17 protein-coding genes are annotated in these 21919 nt (G+C 72.1%); 10 read left to right on the top strand and 7 right to left on the bottom strand.

The window, feature by feature from the left end; translation table 11 throughout:
- Positions 1–218: 218 nt before the first annotated feature.
- From FHS37_RS06610 to FHS37_RS06595, 4 genes are read left to right on the top strand one after another with little or no spacing between them, the layout of a single operon-like run.
- Positions 219–1487, top strand: coding sequence for a glycosyltransferase (locus FHS37_RS06610; protein ID WP_184818093.1), 1269 nt, complete (start codon positions 219–221; stop codon positions 1485–1487).
- On the top strand, positions 1484–3130 hold the full coding sequence (locus FHS37_RS06605) for an ArnT family glycosyltransferase (protein ID WP_184818092.1): 1647 nt from the start codon (positions 1484–1486) through the stop codon (positions 3128–3130). The genes FHS37_RS06610 and FHS37_RS06605 overlap by 4 nt, the downstream gene beginning before the upstream one ends.
- Entirely contained in the window at positions 3127–4326 is a 1200-nt protein-coding gene (locus FHS37_RS06600) for a glycosyltransferase (RefSeq protein ID WP_184818091.1), read from the top strand. Before FHS37_RS06605 ends, FHS37_RS06600 begins: the two co-directional genes overlap by 4 nt.
- Positions 4323–6752: a galactose oxidase early set domain-containing protein gene (locus FHS37_RS06595; RefSeq protein WP_184818090.1), complete on the top strand. Its 2430-nt coding sequence runs from the start codon at positions 4323–4325 to the stop codon at positions 6750–6752. The genes FHS37_RS06600 and FHS37_RS06595 overlap by 4 nt, the downstream gene beginning before the upstream one ends.
- On the opposite strand, the gene FHS37_RS06590 is transcribed toward FHS37_RS06595, so the two are convergent.
- From FHS37_RS06590 to trhA, 4 genes are all read right to left on the bottom strand, one after another.
- Positions 6749–7480 (bottom strand): Mut7-C RNAse domain-containing protein, encoded by a 732-nt coding sequence (locus tag FHS37_RS06590; protein WP_184818089.1) that lies wholly within the window; start codon positions 7478–7480, stop codon positions 6749–6751. The genes FHS37_RS06595 and FHS37_RS06590 overlap by 4 nt on opposite strands.
- Positions 7481–7543: 63 nt before the next feature.
- Positions 7544–8176, bottom strand: a complete 633-nt coding sequence (locus FHS37_RS06585) for a TetR/AcrR family transcriptional regulator (RefSeq protein WP_184818088.1) — start codon at positions 8174–8176, stop codon at positions 7544–7546.
- A gap of 4 nt (positions 8177–8180) precedes the next feature.
- On the bottom strand, positions 8181–9881 hold the full coding sequence (locus FHS37_RS06580) for an MFS transporter (protein WP_229889990.1): 1701 nt from the start codon (positions 9879–9881) through the stop codon (positions 8181–8183).
- Between the two features lie 129 nt (positions 9882–10010).
- On the bottom strand, positions 10011–10724 hold the full coding sequence (gene trhA / locus FHS37_RS06575) for a PAQR family membrane homeostasis protein TrhA (RefSeq protein ID WP_184818087.1): 714 nt from the start codon (positions 10722–10724) through the stop codon (positions 10011–10013).
- A gap of 326 nt (positions 10725–11050) precedes the next feature.
- On the opposite strand from trhA, the gene FHS37_RS06570 reads away from it, so the two are divergent.
- From FHS37_RS06570 to FHS37_RS06545, 6 genes are all read left to right on the top strand, one after another.
- Positions 11051–12871 carry a phosphoenolpyruvate carboxykinase (GTP) gene (locus FHS37_RS06570; RefSeq protein ID WP_184818086.1) on the top strand — a complete coding sequence of 607 codons (1821 nt, stop codon included), beginning with the start codon at positions 11051–11053 and terminating at the stop codon, positions 12869–12871.
- Between the two features lie 436 nt (positions 12872–13307).
- Positions 13308–15878, top strand: coding sequence for a sensor histidine kinase (locus tag FHS37_RS40435; protein WP_184818085.1), 2571 nt, complete (start codon positions 13308–13310; stop codon positions 15876–15878).
- On the top strand, positions 15875–16312 hold the full coding sequence (locus FHS37_RS06560) for a roadblock/LC7 domain-containing protein (RefSeq protein ID WP_184818084.1): 438 nt from the start codon (positions 15875–15877) through the stop codon (positions 16310–16312). Before FHS37_RS40435 ends, FHS37_RS06560 begins: the two co-directional genes overlap by 4 nt.
- 47 nt (positions 16313–16359) lie before the next feature.
- The gene (locus tag FHS37_RS06555) at positions 16360–16716 is read left to right on the top strand and encodes a DUF742 domain-containing protein (protein WP_184818783.1); all 357 of its coding nucleotides are present in this window, start codon (positions 16360–16362) and stop codon (positions 16714–16716) included.
- Positions 16717–16721: 5 nt separating this feature from the next.
- Positions 16722–17291, top strand: a complete 570-nt coding sequence (locus FHS37_RS06550; RefSeq protein ID WP_184818083.1) for a GTP-binding protein — start codon at positions 16722–16724, stop codon at positions 17289–17291.
- 83 nt (positions 17292–17374) lie between these two features.
- The gene (locus tag FHS37_RS06545; protein ID WP_184818082.1) at positions 17375–18508 is read left to right on the top strand and encodes an FAD-dependent monooxygenase; all 1134 of its coding nucleotides are present in this window, start codon (positions 17375–17377) and stop codon (positions 18506–18508) included.
- Positions 18509–18581: 73 nt separating this feature from the next.
- Here FHS37_RS06545 and FHS37_RS06540 read toward each other — a convergent pair whose 3' ends face one another.
- From FHS37_RS06540 to FHS37_RS06530, 3 genes are read right to left on the bottom strand one after another with little or no spacing between them, the layout of a single operon-like run.
- Entirely contained in the window at positions 18582–19190 is a 609-nt protein-coding gene (locus FHS37_RS06540) for a hypothetical protein (RefSeq protein WP_184818781.1), read from the bottom strand.
- 4 nt (positions 19191–19194) lie between these two features.
- Positions 19195–20742 carry a substrate-binding and vWA domain-containing protein gene (locus FHS37_RS06535; protein WP_184818081.1) on the bottom strand — a complete coding sequence of 516 codons (1548 nt, stop codon included), beginning with the start codon at positions 20740–20742 and terminating at the stop codon, positions 19195–19197.
- Positions 20739–21914 (bottom strand): toxic anion resistance protein, encoded by a 1176-nt coding sequence (locus FHS37_RS06530; protein WP_184818080.1) that lies wholly within the window; start codon positions 21912–21914, stop codon positions 20739–20741. Before FHS37_RS06530 ends, FHS37_RS06535 begins: the two co-directional genes overlap by 4 nt.
- Positions 21915–21919: the final 5 nt, after the last annotated feature.

The raw sequence follows: 21919 nt of genomic DNA, 5'->3' as shown, positions 1-21919 counted from the left end.
TCCGGGCTGTCCGGAAACGGAACGCGTGACGGCTTGATCCGGTCAATCCTGTTCGCCCATCACGCCGATCCGCAACAGGCTCTTTATCGAAACCGCCCCCGTGCTTCACAATTCCCCCCTAATCTCTGCACGGTGACGTGACGGACGGTACGCGTCCTGGGTGACGCGGTGTCACGTCGCGGGGGTTTCGGGGGGATTGAGGATCTGGGGGGATCTGTTTGCTCACGTCCGTCTTCATCGCTGTCGTTTCGCTTGCGCTCTTCTGGATGGCCGCGTTCACCCTGTGGTGGCAGATGCACGCCTGGCGCACGCCGGAGGTGCTGGCCTCCACCCGGTTCAGCAGCCCGGACGGCGGCGAGCACCTGTCGTTCTCCCTGCTGTTGCCGGCCCGGCACGAACAGGCGGTGCTCGATCACACCGTCCGGCGGCTGCTGGAGTCGAGCCACACCGACTTCGAGATCATCGTGATCGTCGGCCACGACGACCCGGAGACCGCCGCGGTCGCCGAGGCGGCGGCCGGCCGCGACCCCCGGGTCAGGGTGGTCGTCGACACGCACGAGAAGAAGAACAAGCCGAAGGCCATGAACACGGCGCTGCCGCACTGCCGCGGCGACGTCGTCGGGGTCTTCGACGCCGAGGACCAGGTCCATCCCGAGCTCCTCGCCCACGTCGACCACGCCTTCCGCTCCACCGGCGCCGACGTGGTCCAGGGCGGGGTACAGCTGATCAACTTCCACTCCAGCTGGTACAGCCTGCGCAACTGCCTGGAGTACTTCTTCTGGTTCCGCTCGCGGCTCCACCTGCACGCGCAGAAAGGATTCATTCCGCTCGGCGGCAACACCGTCTTCGTCCGCACCGCCGTCCTGCGGGAGGCCGGCGGCTGGGACCCGGACTGCCTCGCCGAGGACTGCGACCTGGGCGTCAGGCTCTCCAGCGTCGGCAGGAAGGTCGTCGTCGCCTACGACTCCGACATGGTGACCCGGGAGGAGACCCCGGGCTCCCTGGTGTCGCTGCTGAAGCAGCGCACCCGCTGGAACCAGGGATTCCTCCAGGTGTACCGGAAGAAGGACTGGAAGCAGCTGCCCACGTTCGGGCAGCGGATGCTGGCCCGCTACACGCTGATGACGCCGTTCCTCCAGGCGTTCACCGGGCTGATCATCCCGCTGAACGTGGCCATCGCGCTCTTCCTCGACGTGCCCGTCTCCATCGCCTTCATCACCTTCCTGCCGGCCGTCACCGCCCTGGTCACCTTCGTCTTCGAGGTGGTCGGACTGCACGACTTCGGCAAGCAGTACGGGCTGCGCGTCCGGTTCGTCCACTACCTCAAGCTCATCGTGGGCGGTCCCTTCTACCAGGTGCTCCTCGCCGGTGCCGCGGTCCGCGCCGTCTGGCGCGAGCAGCGCGGACGCACCGACTGGGAGCTCACCGCGCATGTCGGCGCGCACATCGACGCGCCCGGCGTGACCCGAGAGGACGTTCCCGCGTGACCTCCACCCTTCCCGCGGCGACCGACCCGAAGGTCCCCGCGCAGCGCCGCGCCACGCCCGCGGCCGGTCCGCACGGCCGCCCGGGACCCCCGGGCCGGCTGCGCTCCTCCCGGCCCGACCTCGTCCTGTGCGGGGTGCTCCTCGTGGCGATCCTGATCGTCCAGGGCTGGAACATCGCCGACTACCCGACCCTCAGCGACGACGAGGGCACCTACCTCGCCCAGGCCTGGGCCGTCCAGGAGGGCAGGGGCCTCGCCCACTACACCTACTGGTACGACCACCCGCCCCTCGGCTGGATCCAGCTCGCCGCGCTGACCTGGATCCCCGCGATGCTCAGCCCCGAGTCGATGACCGTCGGCACCATGCGCGCCGTGATGCTGCTGGTCAGCGGCGTCAGCGCGGTCCTCGTCTACGTCCTCGGCCGCCGGCTCGCCCTGCCCCGCTGGGCCGCCGGGCTCGGCATGGTGCTCTTCGGGCTCTCCCCGCTGTCGGTCGTCCTCCAGCGGGAGATCTTCCTCGACAACCTCGCGGTGATGTGGACGCTGCTCGCCTTCACCCTCGCCGCCTCGCCCAGCCGCCACCTCTGGCACCACTTCGGCGCGGGCATGGCCGCCGCCACCGCGGTCCTCACCAAGGAGACGATGCTCGTCGTCCTGCCCGCCCTGTTCGTCACCGCCTGGCGGCACAGCCACAAGGACACCCGCAAGTTCGCGCTGACCGGCGCCGTCACGGCCTGCGCGCTGATCGGGTTCTCCTACCCGCTGTTCGCCCTGCTGAAGGGCGAGCTGTTCCCGGGCAGCGGACACGTCTCCCTGTGGGAAGGAGTCAGGTACCAGCTGACCAGGCCCGGTTCGGGCTTCATCCTGGACCGGGGCTCCGGCTCGTGGGACGTCCTGCAGTCCTGGCTGTACTACGACCGCGTCCTGCCCCTGGCCGGCCTGGCCGGCGCGCTGCTGCTGCTCGCCACCTGGCGCTGGTCGGTCACCGCCCGCGCCCTCGCCGGCCCCGCCCTCACGGTCGCGATCCTCGCCGCGCTGGCCCTGCGCCCCAACGGCTACCTGCCCGCGATGTACGTCATCCAGGCGCTGCCCTTCCTCGCCCTCGTCCTCGCCGGCTCCACCGCGAGCGTCGCCCACGCCGTGCTGCGCCGCCGCCGGGACCGGGCCGAGCGGCGGACCGTGACGTACGGCCGGTACGCGCTCGCCGCCGCCCTCGCCCTCGCCGCCTGCGCGTACGTCGTCCCCCGCTGGTACGACGGGGCGCGCACCGCCGTCACCACCGAAGCCAACGCCCCCTACGAGGCCGCGTCCAGGTGGATGGCCACCGAGGTGGCGGACCCGGACTCCACCCGGGTGCTGGTGGACGACGCGATGTGGCTGGACCTGGTGCACGCCGGGTACCGGCCCGGGCTCGGCGTCATCTGGTTCTACAAGGCCGACCTCGACCCGGCGGTGACGAAGACCATGCCGCGCGGCTGGCGGGACATCGACTACGTGGTCGCCTCGCCGACGGTGCGGCGCGACGCGAAGGACCTGCCCAACGTCAGGGCGGCCATCGAGCACTCGGAGCCGGTCGCCGTCTTCGGCACCGGCGAGGACCGCGTCGAGATACGCCGGGTCGAGACCGCCGGAGGCACCCGATGAGCCAGGAGTCCATCGTCCCCGACGAGCTGGGCGACCCGGCCCTCGACCCCGCCGAAGTGCCGGAGCCGGGCGCCGTCACCATCGTCGTCCCGACCTTCAACGAGTCGGCGAACGTACGGCAGCTGCTGCACCGGATCACCGAGTCGGTGCCGGCCCGGCTGCCCTGCGAGGTCGTCTTCGTGGACGACTCCACCGACGACACCCCCGAGGTCGTCCGCGAGGCCGCGCAGGACTGCCCCTTCCCGGTGACCGTCCTGCACCGGGAGGAGGCGGTCGGCGGGCTCGGCGGCGCGGTCGTCGAGGGCCTCAAGGCCGCCTCGTCGGACTGGGTGGTCGTCATGGACGGCGACTGCCAGCACCCGCCGTCCCTGGTGCCGGAGCTGGTCGCCAGGGGGGAGCGGGCGGGCGCCGAACTGGTCGTCGCCTCCCGGTACATCGAGGGCGGCAGCCGGGCCGGGCTCGCGGGCGGCTACCGCGTGGCCGTCTCGCGCGGTGCCACCTGGCTGGCCAAGGCCCTGTTCCCGCGCCGGCTGCACGGCATCAGCGACCCGATGAGCGGCTTCTTCGCCGTCCGCCGCAGCGCCGTCACCGCCGACGTCCTGAAGCCCCTCGGCTACAAGATCCTCCTCGAACTCGCCGTCCGCAGCCGCCCGCGCACGGTCACCGAGGTCCCGTTCGTCTTCCAGGACCGGTTCGCCGGCGAGTCCAAGTCGACCGCGAAGGAGGGGCTGCGCTTCCTGCGCCACCTCGCCGGGCTGCGCACCGAGGCGCCGTTCGCCCGCATGGTCGTCTTCGGACTGATCGGACTGACCGGCTTCCTGCCCAACCTGGCCGCGCTGTGGGCGCTGACCGAGGCGGGGATGCACTACCTGCCCGCCGAGATCGTCGCCAACCAGTTCGGCGTGGCCTGGAACTTCCTGCTGATCGAGCGACTGCTGTTCCGCGAGCGGCGGCTCCACCGGCACTGGGCCGACCGGACCGCGCGGTTCGCGCTGCTCGCCAACGCCGACCTGGTGCTGCGGCTGCCGCTGATCGCGCTGCTGGTCGGCCGGTTCGGGGTGGCGGCGCTGCCGGCCACCGCGCTGGCGCTCGTGATCACCTTCGTCCTGCGCTTCGTGGGAACCGAAGCGCTGGTGTACCTGCCCCGGAGAACTCCGAAGAAGTCGCCCGTCGCGCACCACCAGGAGAGCCGATGAAGAAAGCAGTCGCCAGGTCCAGACCCAGAACCGCCCTCCTCGCCGTCGGCGCCCTCACCACCGGCCTGCTCCTCACCGCCCCGCAACCCGCCTCCGCCGCCAACCTGATCAAGAACCCCGGCTTCGAGGCCGCCGGCACCGGCGACATGCCCTACTGCTGGGAGAAGTCCGGCTGGGGCGACAACGACTTCACCTTCACCACCACCTCCGACGCCCACACCGGCGACAGGGCCATGAAGGTCGAGCTGACCCGCCGCGTCGACGGCGACCGCAAGGCGCTGATCACCGAGTCCGCCGAGTGCGCGCCGGTCGTCACGCCCGGCAGGCAGTACGACCTGGGCCTCTGGTACAAGACGACCACCCCGGACGCGTCCATCACCCTGTTCCGGCACGACACCACGGCCGGGTGGCAGTACTGGACCGACCTCAAGACCCTGGACATGCGGGCCGCCTGGACCGAGGCCACCGTCCGCACCCCCGAGGTCCCGGCCGGCACCGACCGCATCTCCTGGGGCGTCTCCGTCTACGGCACCGGCTCCGCCACCACCGACGACTACACGATGGAGCAGGTCGCCGCCCCGGTTCCGGAGCCGGACTGCACGGGCACGGCGAAGGAGTGCGCCGACGGCCGCTGGGAGGTCCTGCCCACGCAGAACCCGGTCCGCTCCATGCACTCCGTCGTCCTGCACAACGGCAAGGTGCTGCTGATCGCGGGCTCAGGCAACGACCCGGAGATGTTCGAGGAGGGCACCTTCACCTCGGCCGTCTACGACCCCGAGAACGGCACCTACAAGGTCATCCCCACCCCGGACGACATGTTCTGCGCCGGGCACGTCCAGCTGAAGGACGGCCGGGTGCTGGTGATGAGCGGCAACAAGGGCTACCCGTCCGCCGACGGCACCATCGGCTACCAGGGCTACAAGGACTCTTACGTCTTCGACCCGGAGACCGAGTCGTACACCAGGACCAACGACATGAACGACGGCCACTGGTACCCGTCGGCGACCATTCTCGGCAACGGCGACGTGATCAGCTTCGGCGGGCTGCGCGAGGACTCCACCGGCTCGGTGACCGCCGACCTGTGGTCGGACGAGCAGCAGAAGTGGCTGCCGGCCTGGCAGGTCAACCAGACCTGGTCGTACTGGGGCCTGTACCCGTCGATGATCCTGATGCAGGACGGCCGGCTCTTCTACTCCGGCAGCCACGTCTTCGGCAACAACATCCCGGGCACCGGCTCCGCGATCTACGACTACGACGCCAACACCATCACCCAGGTCCCCGGCCTGCAGAACAAGGACGAGCGGGACCAGTCGGCGAGCGTGCTGCTGCCCCCGGCGCAGGACCAGAAGGTCCTCACCCTCGGCGGCGGCAACATCGACACCAACCCGGACGCCAACCGGCTGACCGACATCATCGACCTCAAGCAGCCGAACCCGTCCTACGTCGCCGGCCCGCCGATCCCGCAGGGCACGGTCGACTACGGCAACGGCCCGGTGCCGCAGACCGGCGACCAGGGCAAGATGTACGTCTCCGCCGTCCTGCTGCCCGACGGGAAGGTGCTGGAGACCGGTGGCGCACTGCACAACCGGGCCAACCCGGTCTTCGAGACGTCGATCTTCGACCCGGCGTCGGAGACCTTCGACCCGGTGGCCGTCGACCCGGAGGCGCGCGGCTACCACTCCTCGGCGTTCCTGCTGCCCGACGGCCGGGTCATGACCACCGGCGACAACCCGGGCAACGGCTCCTGGAACCACAACGTGTCCATCTACAGCCCGCCCTACCTCTTCAAGGGCGAGCGTCCGGAGATCACCTCGGTGATCGACACCGAGTGGACCTACGGCGACACCCAGCGGATCACCGTCGACCGGCCCATCGCCAAGGCCGAGCTGATCCGCCCGGCGGCCGTCACCCACTCCTCCGACCCCAACCAGCGGTTCGTGGACCTGCCGCTGTCGGTCGGCGGAGACGACGGGAAGACGGTCGACCTGAACGTGACGAGCAACCCCAACCTGGCCCCGCCCGGCTGGTACATGCTCTTCGCGGTCGACGCCAATGGCGTGCCCTCGGTGGCCGAGTGGGTGCACCTCCAGGGCCCGGAGGCCCTCACCGCCAAGGACGCCTCCGCCCACGTCCACGACTTCGCCGAGGCGCCCGAGGGCAAGGTGACGGGCCCCGGCGAGAAGCGCGCCGCGCAGCCGGTCAGCCCGGCCGTCTCCGGCTGCGACCGGCACTACGGCTCGGCCAACGTCTGCGTGCCGACCACCTTCCCGGCCGAGGTGAAGGCGACGACGGCCGCGCGCTGCACCTGGCTGGAGCAGCACGACTACGGCCGGCTGGAGGTCAACGGCGAGGACGACCCGCTGCGGCTGGACAAGAACCGCGACGGCGTCGCCTGCGGCAAGGGGGACGTGCGCCAGAAGCGCTAGCGGTCCTCCCCGAACCCGGCGAGGGCGCGCTCCACGATGGCCTCCAACTGCTCGTGGTGCGCGCCCTTCCAGTAGGCGCGCCCGCACTCGGTGCACTGCGCGAACACGTCGTACGTGCGGTGGGTGCCGCCCTTCAGCTGGTCGGCGACCTGCTCCTTGGTCGCCCCGCGCAGCAGGCCGTTGCAGGCGGTGCAGCGCGTCCAGGGCCGCAGCTCGGGCCGGAACCGGCCCAGCACGTACGGGAGTTGCTCCTCGGGCCGGGTGCTGTAGACGAACGCGCCCGCCCACAGTTCGCGGCGGCGCAGCAGCCCGCGGTCGCGGCTGAGCATGACCCGCTTCTCGGCCGCCGACCGGGCGGCCAGCGCCGGGTCGCCGATGTCCGTCGCCTCGTACGCGGTGTCCACGCCCAGCAGCCGCAGCCGGCGGGCGAGGGTGCCCAGGTGCACGTCGAGCAGGAACCGCAGGGGCGCTCCCGGCACCCGCTGGGGGTGGGCGACGGCGCGCACGGTCACCGACTCGCCGGCGGCGGGCACGTGGCCGACGGGCACCTCGCGGCCGTCCACGAACAGCGCGCCGACCTCGGTCAGCGGGACGCCGAGCGACTCGATGACGTGGCCGAGGCTGGAGACGCCGTCGGTGGCGGCCTTCAGGGTGCCGGCGGGCCGCGCCTGGGGGACGAAGAGAAGCAGCTCGGGGGCGAACTCGACGTGGATCTCGGGACCGTTCACCCGGTCAAGGATGTCATGAGGGCCGCGCATCCGGCCCGTGCTTTCCGGCTCCGGGGCCGGGCCTCAGCGGCGGGGGAGGTCCTTGAAGGTGGCCAGCGTGCGGTCGATCAGCTCCGGCAGGTCGTCGCGGCAGTCGCCCTCGACCCAGTAGATCATCGCCTCCAGCAGGGCGCCCATGAGCCCCATGGCGTAGACCCGCACCTCGAGGTCGTTCTCGTGGCGCCCGGTGCGCTCGGCGAGGGCCCGGCACACGAGGCGGCCCGTGACGGACATGCTCTCCATCAGCCGCGAGCGCACCTGGGGGACCTCGACCATCAGCCGGACCCGCAGCAGCATCTCGTCCTGCTCGTAGGCCGGGTTGTCGGTGAGCGCCATCGCCATCGCCTCGCGGATCGCCCAGCGCAGTGACTCCAGCACCGGCTCGTCGGCCGGGCGTTCCCGCAGCAGCTTCTCGAGGAGCGGGTCGTACTCGTCCGTCAGGACGATGTCCTCCTTGGCGGGGAAGTAGCGGAAGACGGTGCTCGGTGAGACCTCGGCGCGGTCCGCGATCTGCTCGACGGTGGTGGCGTCGTACCCCTGCTCCTTGACCAGGGAGTAGGTGGCCTCCCTGATCGCCATGCGGGTCTTGATCTTCTTCCGCTCACGCAGGCCCAGGTGGCGGGCCGCCTCGGGAACAGGGGTTCGTGCCGTGGTCATGCCGTCATTGTCCGTCATCCGCCGTCCGCCGGACCACGGCCGGGGAGGACCCCGCTCCGGTCGGCTCCGGCCCGTCCTGCTGGCCGGGGAGGTCCGGCCGGTCCTGCTGGCCGGGGAGGCCCGGGTGGTCCTGCCGGTCCGAGCGGTCCGGGACGGCGGTGTCCGGTCCGTCCGGCGTCCGTCCGGCCGCCGGGGCGGCGGCGGGGCGCGGATTCGGCAGGAACAGCGCGGTCAGGGCCGCGGTCACCAGCGCCGCGATCCCGCAGACCACGAGCACGAGGGACATCCCGTCCAGGTACGCCGCGTCGGCGGAGCGGGCGAGGGCCGGCAGGTCCAGCCGCCCGGCGACGGCGTGCGCCCCGCTCAGCGACTCCCGGGCGGCCTCGGCGGCGGGGGCGGGCAGCCCGGCCGTGTCGAGCCGGCCGGCGTAGACGTCGGCGACGAGGCTGCCGAGCAGGGCGATGCCGACGGCGCCGCCCACCTGGCGCAGCGTCATCAGCAGGGCGGAGCCGCTGCCCGCCTCGTCGGCGGGGATGCCGCCGAGCGCCGCGTCCATCGCGGGCACCATCGCCAGGCCGAAGCCCAGGCCCGCGACGGTCAGCCACACGGCGGTGAACCCGTAGCCGTCGCCCGGCTCGGTCCGGGAGCCGAGCAGCGCGGCGAAGCACAGCACGGCCAGCCCCGTACCGACCACCGGCCGCGGTCCGGACCGCCGCACCAGCGGTGCGCTCGCCCGCGCGGCGACCAGCAGGCCGCCCATCATCGGCAGCAGCCGCAGCCCGGTGCCGAACGCGTCGCTGCCGCCGACCTCCTGCAGGTACGTCGGCAGCAGGAACAGCAGCCCGGAGAAGACGAAGGTGCCGAGCGTCGCGGCCAGGACGTTGAACAGGAAGACGCGCCGTCCGAGCAGCGCGAGGTCGAGCATGGGCCGCGCGGCGCGCCGCTCCCGCACCACGAGGCCGGCCAGCAGCAGCGCGGACAGCGCGAACGAGCCGAGCACCCAGGCGCTGGTCCAGCCGCGCGCCGGCCCCTCGATGATGCCGAAGACCAGCGCCCCGAGCCCGAGCGCGCTGAACGCCGTGGACAGCGCGTCGACCCTGGGGGAGGAGGGGTCGCGGGACTCGGGCAGCAGGAACAGGCAGGCGGCGATGCCGGCGGCGGCCATCGGGATGTTGACCAGGAAGACCGAGCCCCACCAGTAGTGGTCGAGCAGCAGCCCGCCGACGAGCGGTCCGAGCGGCATCCCCGCGGCCATGGAGGCGGTGACGGCGGCGACCGCCTTGCCGCGCTCCTCCGCGCCGAACATCGACGGCAGCACGGACAGCCCGAGCGGGATCACCAGCGCGGCCCCGAGGCCCATCACCGAGCGGGCCGCGACGACGAGTCCCGGTGCGTCGGTCAGGGCGCCGGCCAGGGACCCGGCGAGGAACACGCAGAGCCCCACGACGAGCATGCGGCGCCGCCCGAAGCGGTCGCCGAGGAGCCCCGCGGGCAGCATCAGCGCCGCGAACACCACGATGTACGAGTCCACGATCCACTGGAGCTCGCCCGTGCTCGCCTCCAGCTGCGCGGCCATGGTCGGCAGCGCCACGTTGAGGATCGTCAGGTCGAAGCCGAGCGTGAGCATGCTCGCGACCAGGGCGCCGAGGGCCCACCAGCGGCGGGGGTCGGCGTGCGCGGCGTTCTGCGGAGTGACAGTGGCCATGAAGTGAGAGTAACTGTCAAAAGGTGTCCGGTGTCAACGAAGGTGTGGTCCGCGTGTCGCGCCGGGGCGCGGGAAACGAAGAGGGCCGCGGCGTCGACGCCGCGGCCCGGACCCGGTGGGGACGAGTGCCTACGCGTGCTGGTACGCCACCAGCGAGATCCCCACGTAGTGCGCGATGAAGGCGGCCAGGGTGAAGGAGTGGAAGACCTCGTGGAAGCCGAACCAGCGCGGTGACGGGTTGGGCTTCTTGATGCCGTAGACGATCCCGCCCGCGCTGTAGAGCACGCCGCCCACGACCACCAGGACGAGCACGGCTATGCCGCCGGTGCGCAGGAAGTCCGGGAGGAAGAAGACGGCCGCCCAGCCCATGGCGATGTAGCAGGGGGTGTAGAGCCAGCGCGGGGCGCCGACCCAGAGGACCCGGAAGACGATCCCCGCGGCGGCGGCGGCCCAGATGCCCCACAGCAGCCACTGCCCCTTGGAGTCCGGCAGCAGCAGGATGGTCAGCGGGGTGTAGGTGCCCGCGATGATCAGGAAGATGTTGGCGTGGTCGAGCCGCCGCAGCACCCCGTCCATGCGGGGGCTCCAGTTGCCCCGGTGGTACAGGGCGCTCACGCCGAACAGCAGGCAGGCGGTCAGGGCGTAGACCGCACAGGCGAGGCGGCCCCGGGGGGAGTCGGCGAAGGCGGTCAGGACCAGTCCGGCCACCAGGGCGGCGGGGAACATGCCGAGGTGCAGCCACCCGCGGAGCTTGGGCTTGACCGGGTGCGGCAGGGAGGTCGCCACCGGGCCGCGGCCGTCGGCCGGCGGGTCCGGTGGCGCGTCGGGGGCGAGCGCAGTCATGGCGGCATCGTACCTACGGAACCGTAAGTTACGGGTCAGTGCACCGCGTTGGGTGCCCGGAGTGGCCATCGTCTCACACGGCTCCACGGAATCGTCACGCAAAGAAACGGTCAGGCCGACCCAACGTGAACGTAAAACGGCAGGAGAGACCGTGGTCAGCGTCACGTTGCTCACCTGTGCGCTCCTCTGGACAGATGGGCGCTCACGTCGGATGATCAAATGAGTGCGGTCGGCACCGGATGAGCGCCCAAGATCTCACGGTCAAGCATCCGGGTCGCAGCCCCCACGGGGCCTCCAAACAAAAAACCCCTCATTTAGGAGCAATCGTGGCGCGCGACATCGCGGCTCCCAGCGTCCCCACCACCCATCAGGGACTGATCTCCTGGGTCAACGAGATCGCAGACCTGACGCAGCCGGACCAGGTGGTCTGGTGCGACGGCTCAGAGGCCGAGTACGAACGCCTGTGCGAGGAGCTCGTCGCCAAGGGCACCTTCAAGAAACTCGACCCGATCAAGCGCCCCAACTCCTACTACGCGGCCTCCGACCCCACCGACGTCGCCCGCGTCGAGGACCGGACCTTCATCTGCTCCGAGAAGGAGGAGGACGCCGGTCCCACCAACCACTGGAAGGCACCCGCCGAGATGCGGGAGATCTTCACCGGTGAGAAGGGCCTGTTCCGCGGTTCCATGCGCGGCCGCACCATGTACGTCGTGCCCTTCTGCATGGGGCCGCTGGGCTCGCCGCTGTCCGCCATCGGCGTCGAGATCACCGACTCCGCGTACGTCGCCGTGTCCATGCGCACCATGACCCGGATGGGTCAGCCGGTCCTGGACGAGCTCGGTGCCGACGGCTTCTTCGTCAAGGCCGTGCACTCCCTCGGCGCCCCGCTGGAGCCCGGCCAGGAGGACGTCCCCTGGCCCTGCAACCAGACCAAGTACATCTCGCACTTCCCCGAGGACCGCGAGATCTGGTCCTACGGCTCCGGCTACGGCGGCAACGCCCTGCTCGGCAAGAAGTGCTACGCCCTGCGCATCGCGTCCGTCATGGCCCGCGACGAGGGCTGGCTCGCCGAGCACATGCTGATCCTCAAGCTCACCCCGCCGCAGGGCGAGTCCAAGTACGTCGCCGCCGCCTTCCCGTCCGCCTGCGGCAAGACCAACCTCGCCATGCTGGAGCCCACCGTCTCCGGCTGGACGGTCGAGACGATCGGCGACGACATCGCCTGGATGCGCTTCGGCGAGGACGGCCGCCTGTACGCCATCAACCCCGAGTACGGCTTCTTCGGCGTCGCCCCCGGCACCGGTGAGCACACCAACGCCAACGCCATGAAGACGCTGTGGGGCAACTCCGTCTTCACCAACGTCGCCCTCACCGACGACAACGACGTGTGGTGGGAGGGCATGACCGAGGAGACCCCGGCCCACCTGACGGACTGGAAGGGCAACGACTGGACCCCCGAGTCCGGCACCCCGGCCGCCCACCCCAACGCCCGCTTCACCACCCCCGCCGCGCAGTGCCCGATCATCGCGCCGGAGTGGGAGGACCCCAAGGGCGTGCCGATCTCCGCGATCCTCTTCGGCGGCCGCCGCGCCACCGCCGTACCGCTGGTGACGGAGTCCTTCGACTGGAACCACGGCGTCTTCCTCGGCGCCAACGTGGCCTCCGAGAAGACCGCCGCCGCCGAGGGCAAGGTCGGCGAGCTGCGCCGCGACCCGTTCGCCATGCTGCCGTTCTGCGGCTACAACATGGGCGACTACATGGGGCACTGGATCGACGTGGCCAAGGACAAGGACCAGTCCAAGCTGCCGAAGATCTACTACGTCAACTGGTTCCGCAAGGACGACGACGGCAAGTTCGTCTGGCCCGGCTTCGGCGAGAACAGCCGCGTCCTGAAGTGGATCGTGGAGCGCCTGGAGGGCAGGGCGGAGGGCGTCGAGACCCCGATCGGCGTCCTGCCGACCAAGGAGGCGCTGGACACCGACGGCCTGGACCTCTCCGACGCCGACCTGGACTTCCTGCTCACCGTCGACAAGGACGTGTGGCGCGAGGAGGCCGCGCTGGTCCCCGACCACCTCAACACCTTCGGCGACCACACGCCCAAGGAGCTGTGGGACCAGTACCACGCGCTGGTGAAGCGCCTGGGCTGACGCCCGCACAGACTCCGCGGCCGGTCGGTATGAGGATGCCCTGACCAGCGATCGTCACGCCACGGCCGGCCGCGGGACACACCGGCGGGGCCCCGCACAACGGCGTGCGGGGTTCCGGGCCTGTCGCCGTCCTCCGTCCGCCCCGACGGGGAACGCGGCGGCAGGCCCACCCCCGCCTTTCCGCGCCGGCCGTCCGGACCTCGCCGGCGCCGGTCCCCGCGACGCGCCTCACGCCCGGGGCGTGGAACGCGTCGCCGAAGTACCCGGGTCCGGACGCCCTCGAGGCGTCGCCCCCGCGTGGGTGCACGGATGCGCAGTGTGATTAGTATGCGCGCGGCACATTCTGTGACTGAACCCGTCCGGTTGTGAAAGCCGGCCCACGTCAAGGGAGCTCGACCTGCGCACGCGTGCCTCACGACGGACCGCCTCGACGACCATGTCGTTGCGGACGGCTCTCCTCGTCCTGGCCTTCGTTCCCGGGATCGCGCTGGCCGCCCTCTGGGCCGTCACCAGCGGCCAGACCCTGCTCGACTTCCAGCGGCAGGCCGACCAGGGCATGCTGGCGGAGAAGGCCGGAAACCCGTCCAACATCGTCTACTACAACCTCCAGGAGGAACGGCGGCTGTCCGCCGAGGTCCTCGCCGGACACGACGGGGCGGACGAGGCGCTGGCGCGGCAACGGGAGTCGACCGACGAGGCGGTGGAGGTCTTCCGGACGCTCTCCGACGACCTGTCCTCGGCCGGTGCCGCCCCCCGGGAGATCAGGGAGGCGGTCACCGAGGCGCGCACGGCGATCGACCGGCTGCCCGCGCAGCGCTCCCTGGTGGACACCGGCGACCAGGACCAGCAGGAAGCGGTGTACCGGTACTACACCGACCTGATCGCCGTCGACCTCGAGCTGTTCACGGCCCTGAGCCACGTGGACAACGGCCGGATCACCGTGCTCTCCCAGCCGCTCGTCGACCTCTTCTGGGCCAAGGAGATGATCTCCCGCTCGGACGCGCTCCTGGCCCGCGGCCGGGACGGGGGCACGCTGACCGCCGACGAGCTCCGGCAGTTCCGTGACGCGGTCGCCGCGCAGTCGTTCCTGCACACCGTCAAGGTCGACCCCGAGCTGCCCGGTGACGAACGCGCCATGTGGCGGCGGATCGTCGACAGCGCGGCGTGGAAGAACAAGACCCGCGTGGAGCGGACGGTGCTGAGCCGGGGCGGGTCCGACGCGGGCGGCACGGTCGTCCTCGACGCCGACCGGAGGACCTGGCGCGGGGCGATGGACACCCTCACCCCGAAGCTCGAGGAACTCCTCGAGCACCGGACCGCGTTGGTGGGCGAACGGGGCAAGAGCAGTGTGATGGCACTGCTCCGGAGGATGGTGATCACCACCGTCGTCGGCCTCGCCGCCGTCGTCGCCGTCATCTGGACGACGTGGCGCCTCACCCGCAGCCTGCGACAGCGCATCGGCAGCCTGCAACGGCAGGCCGAGGAGCTGGAGGCGGCCCTGCCCGACGTCGTCGAGCGGCTCGCGCAGGGCGAGCGCATCGACGTCGAGACCGAGGCGCGGGCCATCCGCCCCGACGACACCGGCCGCACCACCGACGAGCTGACCCGGCTCGGCACGGCGCTCAACCTCGCCCGCACCAGTGCCCTGCAGGCCGCCGTCAAGCAGGCCGACCAGCACCGCGGGTTCGAGCGGCTGCTGCAGCGCGTCGCCCGCCGCACCCAGCAGCTCATCGGACAGCAGCTCAAGAAGCTGGACGAGATGGAGCGCCGCCACGAGGACTCCGAGGTCCTCGACGGCCTCTTCGACCTCGACCACCTCACCGCCCGGCTGCGGCGCTACGAGGAGAACCTGGTCATCCTCTCCGGCGGTACGCCCCACCGGCGGTGGCGCAAGCCGGTCGCCCTGCTCGACGTGATGCGCTCGGCCCAGAGCGAGGTGCAGGACTACCGGCGGGTGATGATCGACCTGGAGGGCGGGCCCTGGCTCGCGGCCCGGGCCGTCGGCCCGGTCGCGCACGTGCTCGCCGAACTGATCGAGAACGGGCTCGCGTTCTCTCCCCCGTCGAGCCCGGTCGAGGTCAGGGCGACCGAGGTGAGCCGCGGCCTGGTCATCGAGGTCGAGGACCGCGGCCTGGGCATGGACGAGGACAGGCTGGCCGAGGCCAACGAGCTGATGGCCCGTCCGCCCCGGCTCGACGTCCTCGCCCACTCCGACGACATCCGTCTGGGCCTGCACGTGGTCGCGCACCTCGCACGCCAGTACGGCCTGGGAGTGGAGTTCCGCGCGTCCGCGTACGGCGGCACACGGGCGGTCGTGCTCGTCCCCTCCGACCTCACCGTCCCCGCCCCCCGGCAGGGCCCGGTGGCCGTGCCCACACCCGCGCCCGCACCTGCTCCGGCTCCCGCACCTGCCCCGGTTCCCGCCCCGGCCGGTCCCGCATCGGGCGCCGAGGAGCAGCTGCCCGTACGGGGCCGGGGACGGGCCATGGCCGACGTCACGGCGCTGCACCCGATGCGACCGGCGTCCCACGAACCCGAGCCGCAGCCGCACCGGGACCCGCCCCGGGACCCGTACCGGCCCCACGGGACGTACGACGCCCACACGTCCGCCCCGGCCCGGGAGCACGGGGCCGGGCACGCGCCGCACGGGACCGCGCCGGCCCGCCCCGGCGAGGCCGGGGACCCGCGTCCCGCCCCCGGCGCACCGCACGCCGGCGCGGGCGCCGACGGCGCCCCCGACCTGACCGGTGACGAAGCCCCGCTGCCCCGCCGGGTGCGCCAGGCCAGCCTCGTCGACGAACTGCGCGTGGACCCCGCCGCCGGAGCCGCGTTGCCCAGGCCGCCGCGCTGGCAGGACGACCCGTTGCTGCGTCCCGTACCGCGCCGCGCCGGGGCGACGATCGGCGCGTTCCAGCGCCGGTCGCGCGCGGCCCGCGAGGGACGGACCCCGACGCCGCCCGAACCCACCGCACCTCGCCAAGTGATGAGAGAAGAAGAACGGTCATGACACGAACCACCGCCACCCACCAGGACCTGGACTGGCTCCTCGACGGCCTCGTGGACTCGGTCGCCGAGACGAGGAACGCGGTCCTGCTGTCCGACGACGGCCTGGTCGTGAGCCACTCGCGGAGCATCTCCCGCGCGGACGCCGAACGGCTGGCCGCCATCTGCACCGGCCAGCAGAGCCTGGCCCGCGGGGTCGGTCAGCTCTTCGACGGCGGCGTCGTCCACCAGGTCATCGTCGAACTCGCCGACCTGTGGCTCTTCATCATCTCGGCGGGCCAGGGCACCCACCTGGCCGTGGTCGCCTCCCAGGAGGTCGACGCGGAGGTGATGTCGCTCGCCATGCACAACCTCGTCCAGCAGGTCGGGCAGAAGCTCGGCACCGCGGTCCGCGGCGAGTTCGACGCCTTCGGCACAGGGCAGGGAACCGGCGCGTGAACCCGGACTGGGAGGACGACGACCCCGGGGAGGACGGCGCGGAGAGCATGGTGCGCCCGTACACCATCACCCGCGGCCGGACCGCTCCCGAACGGGACGACCTCACGCTCATCACGGTGCTCACGACCCTCGACGACCCGCGCGACGAGCGCGGCGTGCCGGTGCGCCCGGGCAGGCTCCAGCCGGAGCACCGCCGGATCCTGGAACGCTGCCGCCGTCCCGCGGCCGTCGCCGAGGTCGCCGCCGCACTCGACCTCCCCGTGTCGGTGACCAAGATCCTCCTCGCGGACCTCGTCGGCCAGGGCCTGCTCGCCGCGCGGGCACCGATCACGGTGGCCTGGGCGGCGGGCGGCGCCGACCCGGACCTGCTGGCCGCCGTTCGTGACGGACTCCGGAGACTGTAGAACCCATGACCCCCAGTCAGGCGGCCCCCGCCGCCGTCAAGATCCTCATCGCCGGCGGATTCGCCGTGGGCAAGACCACCATGGTGGGCGCGGTCAGCGAGGTCGCACCGCTGCGCACCGAGGAGTACATGACGAAGGCCAGCATCGGCGTCGACGACCTCGCCGGGGCCGGGGACAAGGAGACCACGACCGTCGCCCTGGACTTCGGACGCATCACCATCAACGACGAACTGGTCGTGTACCTCTTCGGCACCCCGGGCCAGGAACGCTTCTGGTTCATGTGGAACGACCTGGTCAACGGCGCCCTCGGCGGGGTGGTCATCGCGGACACCCGGCGCCTGCACACCAGTTTCGCCTCGATCGACTTCTTCGAGAGCCGGCGCATCCCCTTCGTGGTGGCCATCAACTGCTTCCACGGCCACAACACCCGCACGGCGGACGAGATCAGGCAGGCCCTCGACCTCGACCCGCACGTGCCGCTGCTGATCGGCGACGTCCGGCGGCGCGAGTACGCCAAGGAGGCGCTGCTCGCCCTGGTCGACCACCTGGCGAGCCTGCCCGCACCGGTCGGCTGAGACCGCACCGGTCGGCTGGGACCGCACCGGTCGGCTGGGACCGCACCACCCCCTCACCTTCCCCTCTCCCCGGAGGAACCGACATGGCCTCACCTCTGCGCGTACTCGTCCACGGCGGCGGCATCGGCGGGCTCACCCTCGCCACGGCCCTGGCCCGGCGCGGTCACACCGTCGAGGTCGCCGAACTCCGCGGGGAGCTGGAGGCGCTGGGCGTGGGCATCATCCAGCCGTCCAACGCGCTGCACGTCATGCGGGAGATCGGCGTCCTCGAGGACTGCCTCGCGGCCGGCTTCGAGTGGGAGATCCTCACCGTCGCCGACCCGGCGGGCACCCCCCTGGCCCGGATACCGCAGCCCCGGATGGGCGACCTTCCCCCCGGCAACGGCATCCCCCGCCCCGCTCTCGCGCGGGTGCTCGGCACCGCCGCGGTGACGGCGGGCGCGAAGATCCGGTTCTCCGCCACCGTCACCGACCTCACCGACGACGGCTCCGGCGTCGACGTCACCCTCTCGGACGGCTCGTCCGGCCGCTGGGACCTGGTCGTCGGCTTCGACGGCATCGGCTCCCCGTTGCGCACCCGGCTGTACGGCGACCGGTACGCCCCCGAGTACACCGGCTTCGCCAACTGGCGGGTCACGGTCCCGCGCCTGCCCGACGTGCGGGGCGTGGTGATGAGCACCGCCGGGCACGAGGCGAAGGCGCTGCTCACCCCCATCACGGACGGGACGATGTACCTGGGCGCGGTGTTCGCCGAGGCCGAGGACTTCAGGCCGGACCCGGAGCGCGCCCACGAGCAGCTCGCCGAGCGGCTGACGATGTTCTCCGGACCGGTCGCCGAGGCGCTCGCCACCGTCACGGACCCCGCTGACGTCGTGTACTCGCGGATCTCCCAGGTGACGGTGGACGCGCCGTGGCACGTGGGCCGTGTGGCGCTGGCCGGGGACGCGGCCCACGCGAGCGCCCCGCAGCTGGCGCAGGGCGCGGCGATGGCCGTCGAGGACGCGATCGTGCTCGCCGAGTCGCTGGACGCGACGGCCGACGTGCCCGCGGCGCTCGCGGCCTGGGAGGAGCGGCGCCGGCCCCGCGCCCTGTGGGTGCAGGCCCTGTCGCGCGCGGTGCTCAAGCAGGAGACGGGCGGCAGGACGACCGCCGAGGAGGACGAGCTGCTGAAGACCGGCGTCCCGGGCGCCGCGCACGTCCTGGTCGAGCCGTACTGAGCCGTGCCCGGCGCCGCCTGCGAGGAGCGGTCCGCACGAGGCGTCCGCGGTGCCGGTGCGGGCCGGGTGCACGTCAGGCGGTGATGCCGCCGTTCCCGGCCGGGCCCCGGTCCTCCAGGTAGCGGGTGTGCGACTCCTGGCGGCGGGCCTCCGTCTCGCGCAGGGTCTGTGCGAGCCGCTCGGCCTCCGCCCGCAGGAGACCGAGCTGCCGCACCAGATGACGCTCGGGCGACTCGCCCCCGGGCGTCATCCGGGTCCACCACCGGGTCCGTACGTAGCTGTCGACGGCCTCCGGGAGGTCCCGGCGCACCGTCCGGGACAGCACGTGCACGCCCTCCGGGTCCTGGGCGAGCAGCTCACCGCTCCACCCGGGATCGAGCAGCGCGACCAGCAGCTCCGTCAGGCCGTCGAGCGCACCGGCCGCGGCGGGCGGCAGGTCGGCGTCCGCCAGATACCCCCGGAGCCGGTCGAAGTCGGCCCGCACCTCGTCGAGCTGGGCGGACGGGTCCGGGAAGTCCGGCACCGCCGGCCGCTCCGGCGGGGCGATCAGCGCGCCCGCCCCGTACAGTCCGGCCACCACGACCGGCCAGTACGGACCGGCCACGCCCGTGAACGTCAGCACCAGCCCCGCCAGCCCGCCCGCGCTCCCGGCGAGGTTCTTGCGGGACTCCAGGTACGCCATCGCCCTACTGATAGCCACGGATCTCCTCGAAGGCGCCGTCGAGCGAACCCTGCCCGTCGAACAGCTGGCCGCCGGTCAGCTCGGCGATGTGCTCCAGCTCCGCGCGGTCGGAGTCGCCGAACAGGACGGTGAAGACGGGGATGTCCCGCCGGTCGTCGGACAGTCCCCGGTGGAAGGCGTCGAAGTCGGCGGCCTCGGCGCCCGCGGTGTTCTCGCCGTCCGTCATCAGCACGATCGAGGTGAACGCGTCCTCGTCGGCGCCGAGACGGTCGTAGGCCTTCCGCAGGGACGTGTAGATCGCGGTCTCGCCCTCGGCCCGCAGTTCCCCGGTGTCCCGGCGGATCGCCGCGAGCCCCCGCTCCGGGTCGGCGGGGTCGACGACGTGGGTGCGCACGCTCTTCACCCGCGACCCGAACGGCATCAGGGTGACCTCCTCGCGGTCGCGGAAGTCGCCCGTGAGGTTGGTGAGGGCCGTCTTCAGACGGCTGAGCCGTTCGCCCTCCATCGAGCCGGAGGTGTCGAGGACGTACACCGTCCGCGAGGGACGGCGCAGCTCGTTCTCGTAGGCGTCGAGCAGGCCGTCGGCGACGGAGCGGCTGCCGGGGAAGGGCAGTTCGCGCCGGCGGCCGGTGTCCAGGCCGGCCGCCGGCGGCACGGAGGCGACGACCGGGCGGCGGCGCGTGTGGTCGGTGATCAGCCGCTGGACGGCGTCCGTGCGCAGCGCCTCGGCCACCCGGCGCACGTCCTCGCGGGTGGCCACGTCGGTGGCGGCGAGGGAGGAGAGCGGGTAGTCGGCGGTGACGACACCGTCCTTCGGGCGGATCACGGTCAGGTTCTTGAAGCCCTCCAGCACCGACTCGTAGTTGAGGAGCGCGTCGACGTCGCCGCGGCGGGCGTACGCGCTCGCCAGCCAGCCCGACGAACCCGAGGTCAGCTTCTGTCCCCGGAAGAACTCCTTCAGCCGCGGGCGCGCCTTCGTCACGTCCGCGTCGGTGAGCGCGGACTGGGCCCCGGAGAGCGCCGAGGCGACCGAGACCAGCGTGGAGAAACCGGAGTGGGAGCGGGCCGGGTCGGTCATGCCGTAGGTGAGCCTCCCGTCCCGGACGGCCCGCTCGACCTGGGACCAGGTGACCTCCGCCGGCTTCCAGCCCAGTCCCTCGACGACGGTCGGTTTGACGCCGATGGCGACCGGGCTGGACATGACGGGCGTCTCCGAGACGACCTTCTCCGCGGCCTCCGGGCGCAGCCGCAGGTAGTCGTTGGACGACAGCCACACGGCGTCGTACCTGCCGTCCGTCTTCCCCGTGGCCAGCATCTTCACGGCGTCGAGAGTGCCGGTGTAGGTCGGCCGGAGGGTGACGCCGGTGTCCTTCTCCACCTGCTCCAGGACCGGTGCCATGTCGCTGAGTTCGCTGGAGGCCAGGACGCGGAGGGTGCCCGGCGCGGGAGCGTCCGGGTCCTTCCCCTCCTCCCGGGCGGCCGTGCACGCGGTCAGCAGGGCGGCGACGGCGAGCAGGGCGGCCGGTGTCCTCCTCGTCCGGGGCCCTCTCATCCGAGGCCACCTTCCAGCGCGCCCCGGGCCCGGCTGCGCTCCAGGTACGTGTTCGCCTGCCGGAGTTCGGAGGTCAGGTTCTCCACCGTCGCCGCCATCACCTCGGTCGCCTGGACCTTGTAGGTGTCGATGGCGTCGAGGGTGCGGTAGATCTGCTGGAAGGCGGTCCGCAGCGTCTCGGCCCCGACGGCCGGGTCGGCGGCGATGCGCTGGATCTCCCCGCTCTGCGTCGCCAGCATCTCCGCGTTGCCCCGGATCAGGTCCTCGGTGGTGCCGCGCAGGGCGTTGACCTGCTCGACCACCTTCTTCTGGTTCTCCAGCGCCGAGGCCAGCACCACGGAGATCCGCAGCGCCGACACGGTCGTCGTGGCCGCCCGGTCCACACCCTTGATCAGCTCGTCGTTGTTGCGGCGTACGACGTCCATGGCGAGGTAGCCCTGCGCGCACACCGCGAGCTGGGTGAGCAGGTCCTGGTGCTTCTGCCGGACCGGGAAGAGGACGTCGGCGCGCAGCGAGTCGGCCTGCGCCGGACCGGTGGCCTCCACCTTGGCGATGTGCTGCTCGACGGCCGTGTCCAGGGCCTCGGTCAGGACGACGTACTCCTGGAGCTTGCCCATGGTCTCCCACAGGCGGACCCGCTCGGTCTGCAACGCGGCGTTGTCCCGGCGCAGTTCGTCCTGGCCGCCCCTCAGGGCGCCCACGATCCGGTTCAGGGTGCCCTGCGCGGAGGCGTACTTGGCGACGTGGTCGCGCAGCCTGTTGCCGCCGGGCAGCCGGGAGAGGAGCTTGCGGCCCTTGTGTGCGGGCAGGTCCCGCGGGTCCAGGTCCTCGACCACGCGCCGCAGCTCGACGAGCGACCCGGCGACCTTGGACTGGGCGTCCCCGCCCTTGTCCGGCAGGCTGCGCACCGTGCGCTCCAGCATGCGGTTGGACTGCGCGGTCGCGGTCCGCATCTCGCCGGCGCCCAGCGCGGTGATCTCGCCGACCTTGCCCGCGAACTCGGGCGAGCGGGCGTCCAGCGCGGCCAGGCCCTCGACGTACGCGGCGGCCTTGGCCGCCATGTCGGCGCGGACGCCGTCGTCGACCGGGACCAGTCCGCCGGCCTTCTCCCGCGGCACGGGGGCGACGGGCTCGGGCGGTGTGAGGGTGAAGTCGCTGTCGGTGGTGCTCACGTGGT

Origin of the sequence: Streptomyces griseomycini, assembly GCF_014203535.1 — a bacterium.
Classification (GTDB): Bacteria; Actinomycetota; Actinomycetes; order Streptomycetales; family Streptomycetaceae; genus Streptomyces; species Streptomyces griseomycini.
The sequence above is the reverse complement of the archived record's forward strand: the minus strand, read 5'-3'. Positions and strand labels throughout refer to the sequence as shown.